At 65.9% G+C, this 5,288-nt stretch carries 3 protein-coding genes and 1 pseudogene; 1 reads left to right on the top strand and 3 read right to left on the bottom strand.

All coding sequences use genetic code 11. The annotated features are described in order from the left end of the window. Both DL238_RS15800 and DL238_RS15795 read right to left on the bottom strand, forming a co-directional pair. A pseudogene (locus DL238_RS15800) lies at positions 1-190 on the bottom strand (AraD1 family protein); the annotation flags it as partial. Between the two features lie 93 nt (positions 191-283). Further along, the gene (locus DL238_RS15795) at positions 284-1,813 is read right to left on the bottom strand and encodes an aldehyde dehydrogenase (NADP(+)) (protein ID WP_199798069.1); all 1,530 of its coding nucleotides are present in this window, start codon (positions 1,811-1,813) and stop codon (positions 284-286) included. Between the two features lie 79 nt (positions 1,814-1,892). Between DL238_RS15795 and DL238_RS15790 the strand changes: the two genes are divergently transcribed. Beyond that, a complete protein-coding gene (locus tag DL238_RS15790; RefSeq protein ID WP_407640857.1) occupies positions 1,893-2,762 on the top strand; it encodes an SMP-30/gluconolactonase/LRE family protein in 870 nt (289 codons plus the stop codon). A 12-nt stretch (positions 2,763-2,774) separates the two neighbouring features. On the opposite strand, the gene DL238_RS15785 is transcribed toward DL238_RS15790, so the two are convergent. Continuing rightward, the gene (locus tag DL238_RS15785) at positions 2,775-5,129 is read right to left on the bottom strand and encodes a glycoside hydrolase family 127 protein (protein WP_181883986.1); all 2,355 of its coding nucleotides are present in this window, start codon (positions 5,127-5,129) and stop codon (positions 2,775-2,777) included. Positions 5,130-5,288: the final 159 nt, after the last annotated feature.

The raw sequence follows: 5,288 nt of genomic DNA, 5'->3' as shown, positions 1-5,288 counted from the left end.
CCGGGTGATCGATCGCGGCGAGCAGGAGCCCTTCGTCATAGAGCGCCTCGATATCCGCCGCCTCGCTCGAAAGGTTCGCCTGCGCGAGCGCAAGCAATCCCGTGCCCTGTTCGGCCGCCCGCATCGCGAGATCGCGGGTGGTCGCCGCGCCCTCGATGAAATGCGCGCCGTCGTCTTGCGCCAGGATCACGCGCCGCGCGCCGTCCTCTCCGCGAAATTGTAACAACCTGGCCTGTTTCACGTTTCTGCCCTCTCCTATTAAGTCTTGCAGCCGGTGGCGCGCCTACTCAGGCTCGCCATCGAGAAGCTTCGGCACGCCCGCGCCATCCTGCAATTCGGGCGGCAGGAGCTCGGCGGGAATATCCTGGTAGCAGACCGGGCGCAGGAAGCGCTCGATCGCCATCGTCCCGACCGAGGTGGTGCGCCCGTCCGAAGTCGCGGGGAACGGCCCGCCATGGACCATCGCATGCGCCACCTCGACGCCGGTCGGCCAGCCATTGGCAAGGATGCGACCGCACAGCATCTCGAGGATCGGCAGCAGCTCGCCCGCAGCCGGACGATCGCCTTCGTCCATGTGCAGCGTGGCGGTCAGCTGGCCTTCCATCGCGCGCAGAACTGCCTGGAGTTCCTCCTGATCCGCACACCGCACGATCAGCGAGGCGGCACCGAACACTTCCTCCATGAGGCTGTCGTCGGCGAGGACTGCGCTACCTGATACGGCGAACAGTTCCGCCGCCTCGCAGGTCTTGCCGTCGCCGGACTTGCCGGTTGCGAGTCTCTCGACTGCGGATTTCCCGCCCAGCACCTGCTTCCCATGCGCGTAGGCATCACGAATCCCGGTGGTCAGCATGGTCTGCGCCGACTGGTCGGCCATCGCCTCGCTCGCCGCCTTTTCAAAGGCGGCCAGGCCTTCGCCTTCAACCGCCAGGACAAGGCCCGGATTGGTGCAGAACTGGCCAGCGCCCATCGTCAGCGAACCGATGAAGGCTTCGCCCAGCGCCGCGCCGCGCGAGGCAAGTGCTTCGGGAAGCAGGATGACCGGATTGACGCTCGACATTTCGGCGAAGACAGGGATCGGCACATCGCGCTGCTGCGCAATCTTCAGCAGGGCGAGCCCACCGCCGCGCGATCCGGTGAAGCCGACTGCTGCAATGCGGGGGTCGCGGACCAGCGCTGCGCCGAGTTCGTTGCCCGGACCTTGGAGATGGCCGAACACGCCTTCGGGCATGCCGCATTTTTTCGCCGCCTTCGTGATCGCACCGGCAACCATCGCGTCGGTACCCGGATGGGCGGGATGGCCCTTGACCACGACCGGGCAGCCGGACGCAAGGGCGGAAGCCGTGTCGCCGCCGGCGGTAGAGAAAGCGAGCGGGAAGTTGGAGGCGCCGAACACGGCGACCGGCCCCAACGGGACCTTTCGCAGGCGCAGATCGGGCCGCGGCATCGGTTCGCGATCGGGCATGGCGGGATCGATCCGCACACCGCGCCACCGGTCCGACCGAACGACCTCAGCAAACAGCCGCAGCTGGTTGACGGTGCGGCCGCGTTCGCCGGTCAGCCGGGCGAGCGGGAGGCCGCTTTCGGTGTGCGCGCGCTCGAGCAATTCGTCGCCGAGCGCCATGATCTCGTCGCCGATCGCTTCGAGGAAGGCAGCGCGATCTTCGGAAGAGGTCGCGCGGTACGCGGCGACGGCGCTCGCCGCGGATTCGCACGCTTGCGCAACGTCCGCTTCGGTGCTCACCGGAAATTCCGGGCCGGTTTCCTCGCCGGTCGAAGCATCGTGTCCGTGGAAGGTTTGAGAATCGCCCTGCACCGTTGTCTCTCCTGTTGCATATGTCAGACAAATGCTCCTAGACAGGGATAGGCGCGAGTTCAAGGCAAGGATCGCTGGCGTGAGCGAACTTCACATGATCTGGGATGGCTGGGCGACCCTCGGCGAAGGGCCGGTATGGGACGATGCGGCGGGCGTCCTGTGGTTCGTCGATATCAAGCAGCAGACAATCCATCGCTTCGATCCGCGCGGTGGCCCCGTATTGTCGTGGGATGCGCCGGCGCAGGTCGGATGGGTCTTCCCCGCGCAAGGCGGCGGGCTGCTTGCCGGTCTGCAAACGGGGCTCGCGCGCTTCGACCCCGATGATGGCCAATTCGATACGGTTGCGCCGGTGGAGCCCGACGTTCCCACCAACCGGCTGAACGATGCGACCGTGGCGAAGGATGGTTCGGTCTGGTTCGGATCGATGGACGACAACGAGACACAGGCCTCCGGTCATTTCTACCGCTGGGCCGATGGCCGGGTCGTGCGGCTGGGGATCGAACCGGCCATCGTGACCAACGGCCCCGCGCTCAGCCCCGACCAGACGAAGCTCTACCATGTCGATACCGTCGGCGGGACGGTCTACGTTTCCGACTTGAAGGCGAACGGCCCTATCGGTTCAACCCGGGTTTTTGCGAAAATCGACCCTGCCCACGGTCATCCGGATGGCTGCACCGTCGATAGCGCGGGCAACCTCTGGTTGGGCCTGTGGGGCGGCTGGCGTGCACGGCTCTACGACCCGGCAGGCATTATCCTGCGCGAAGTCGAACTGCCGGTGTCCAACGTGACCAAGGTGGCGCTCGGCGGGCGCGACATGAAGACCGCCTATGTCACCACCGCGAGGGCCGGGCTGAGCGCCTCGGAACTGGAACGCCAGCCGTTCGCTGGCGCGCTGTTCGCCTTCGAGGTCGACGTACCCGGCGATGCCATGCCGTTCGCGCGGATCTAGCTCGAAAGCATCTCAGGGATCGACCGCCGCAAGCATGGCGATCTTGTAGAGCAGTGCCTGCTGATCGAGCGCGGTGATCGCGACGTCGACATGACGTGCCGAAGTGGCGTTGCGGCCCGGCACCGGGAATGCGAGCGTGACGAATTCGCGCTCGCCGACCGGGTCGGGCCATGCGCCCGAATGGACATTTCCATCGATCGCGATGCGGAAACGTTTGTCGGCATCCGCGCGGTGGACGAGCACTTGCAGAACCGCCGGGCCCTTGGGGCGCAGCATCCGGAAAGAAACGCTGTCCCCCGGCGGCACGCGCCGCGCTGCGCGCCCGTTCCAGTTCACGACCTCGCTGCGCGATGGCGCGAAGGCATGGTCGCGTTCCGGTTGCATCTCGCCCAGAAAAAGCGTGTCTAGCGTCCGTTCGGCCAGCGCGCGGTCGGCTTCCAGCGTCTTCACATAGGTATCGCGATTGCTCGCCCACTCATCGGCGCTGAAAGTCGGGAAATAGACCGCAGCACGCCGGTCATAGGCATTGAAGAAGGGCCGCAGGCTGAGATTTTCGCCCATCGCCCCCGCGGCGGCGTAGTTTATGCCATCCGTGCCGGGTGAAAGGAGATCGCTCGCGCCCCCACGCTTCACCAGCGCAGGGCCGAGGCCGGCGAACTCCTCGTCCGCAGGCCCCAGATCGGCCGCGAGCACCAGCGGTCCGTGTCTGAAGGCGACGATGCTCGGGTCGTCGGGCATGGCTTCGACGGAAAGGCGCATGGGCAGCGTCAGCGCGATCCGGTCGCCCGCCGACCACTTCCGCCGGATCAGCGCGTAGCCCGCCTGCTCCACCGGCGCGATCGTGCGGCCGTTCAGTTCGAGCGTGGACTCCTGCGCCCAGCCGGGAATCCGCAGCGCGATCGTCCGTTCGTCACCCGGCGCGCGATCGACCGTAAGCGTCGCCCGCCCTTCGAAAGGCATCGGCGTGTCCATCGTCACACCCATGCCCAGCACGTCCCAGTCGAGGCGCGAGGGAATGTAGAGGTTCACGTAGAGCGCTTCGTCGTTGCCCCAGAAGATCGAGTCCGCGTGCTTCGCGTGGCTCTCCATGCCGGAACCCACGCAGCACCAGAAACTGTCTTCGGGTTCGGAATAGATGCGACGCGCGCCGGGGGCGAGAGGCATGAAATAGACGAAGCGTCCGTCATCCGGGCGCTGGTGCGCCATGATGTGATTGATCTGCGCGTTCTCGTACAGATCGACCAGCCGTGCATCGGGAGCCCAGCCGAACAGACGCCGGTTGAGCTTGAGCATATTGTAGGTGTTGCAGGCCTCGCAGGTCGCGTGGCTCAGCCGGTCGGCGCGCTTGTCCGGCGGGCCGAAATGCTCGCGGTCCGAATTCCCGCCGATCACATAGGTATGGTGATCGAAAACCGTGTCGTGGAAAAAGCGCGCGGCACGCGCGAAGGATGCATCGCTCGAAACCTCGTGGATCCGCGCAAGCCCGAGCACCTTCGGGATCTGCGTATTGGCGTGCAGCCCGGCAAGCCGGTCTTCCCCTGCCACGATCGGGTCGAGCACCGCGCGATGATAGATGCGCCGCGCGAGACGCAGCCAGCGCGGATTGCCCGTTAGCGCGAATGTGTCGGCGTAAGCCTCATTCAGCCCTCCGTGCTCGGCATCCAGCACGCGCTGCAACTGCGTATCGTCGAGCCCTTCGAGAATCGTGCCCAGATAGTCCGCGAGACCCAGCATGATTGGAAGCGCGCTGGCGTGGTTCGTGTTGCGATGTACATCGATCAGCCCGGCATGGATCTTGTGCCACGTATAGAGCGGAACCCAGCCGCCGTTCAGATCGAAGCCACCGCTGCGGATCTCACCCCGGCGGATTTCCTCGAAGACGATCTTCCCATCGAGGATTTCGCCGTCCCGCTCCACGGTCGTGCCTCCGCAGTAGCCATCCCCGTGGGCGCGCTGGATGCGCGCCATTTCCACCATGCAATGGTCGAGGCTGGCCGATAGCTCGCGGTCGCCGGTATTGGCGATGATGATCGATACCGCGCTTAGCCAATGGCCGAGCGAATGCCCTGCGATACCCTTGCTTTCCCAGCCGCCATAGCCGGGCTGGGGCGCGTCCAGCCCGGCCGAAAGGTAGAAATTGTGCAGGAACCGTTCCGAGTCGAGCGAGGCGAGATAGTCCCGATTGGCAGCCTGCGCGTCGGCGAAGATCGAAGGCGAAAGCGAGACGGCGGATAGGGGGGCCGGGTCAAGCCTGAGACCGCCACCCCCGCTCCCTTCAGCCCAAGCCCGCCCGTGGACGGGATGGCCGGCCAGCGCCACGACGCTCGCCCCCGCAAGCAGCGACCTGCGATCGAGCGAAAGCCTCATCGTATCCGCCCCCGCCTCAGCTTGCGGCGGCCAGATCGGGATCGGCATTCACCTGCGTCGGCTTCGATCCGTACAGCGCGTACCACAGCACGTAGACTTCGCAGGCGACGATCAGCCAGAAGCTGTTCTGCAGGCCATACATGTCGGCGAGCAGACCCT

The organism is Alteriqipengyuania lutimaris (genome assembly GCF_003363135.1).
In the GTDB taxonomy this organism is placed as follows: Bacteria; Pseudomonadota; Alphaproteobacteria; order Sphingomonadales; family Sphingomonadaceae; genus Alteriqipengyuania; species Alteriqipengyuania lutimaris.
Note: the sequence above shows the minus strand (reverse complement) of the source record. Positions and strands in the feature narration are given on the sequence as shown.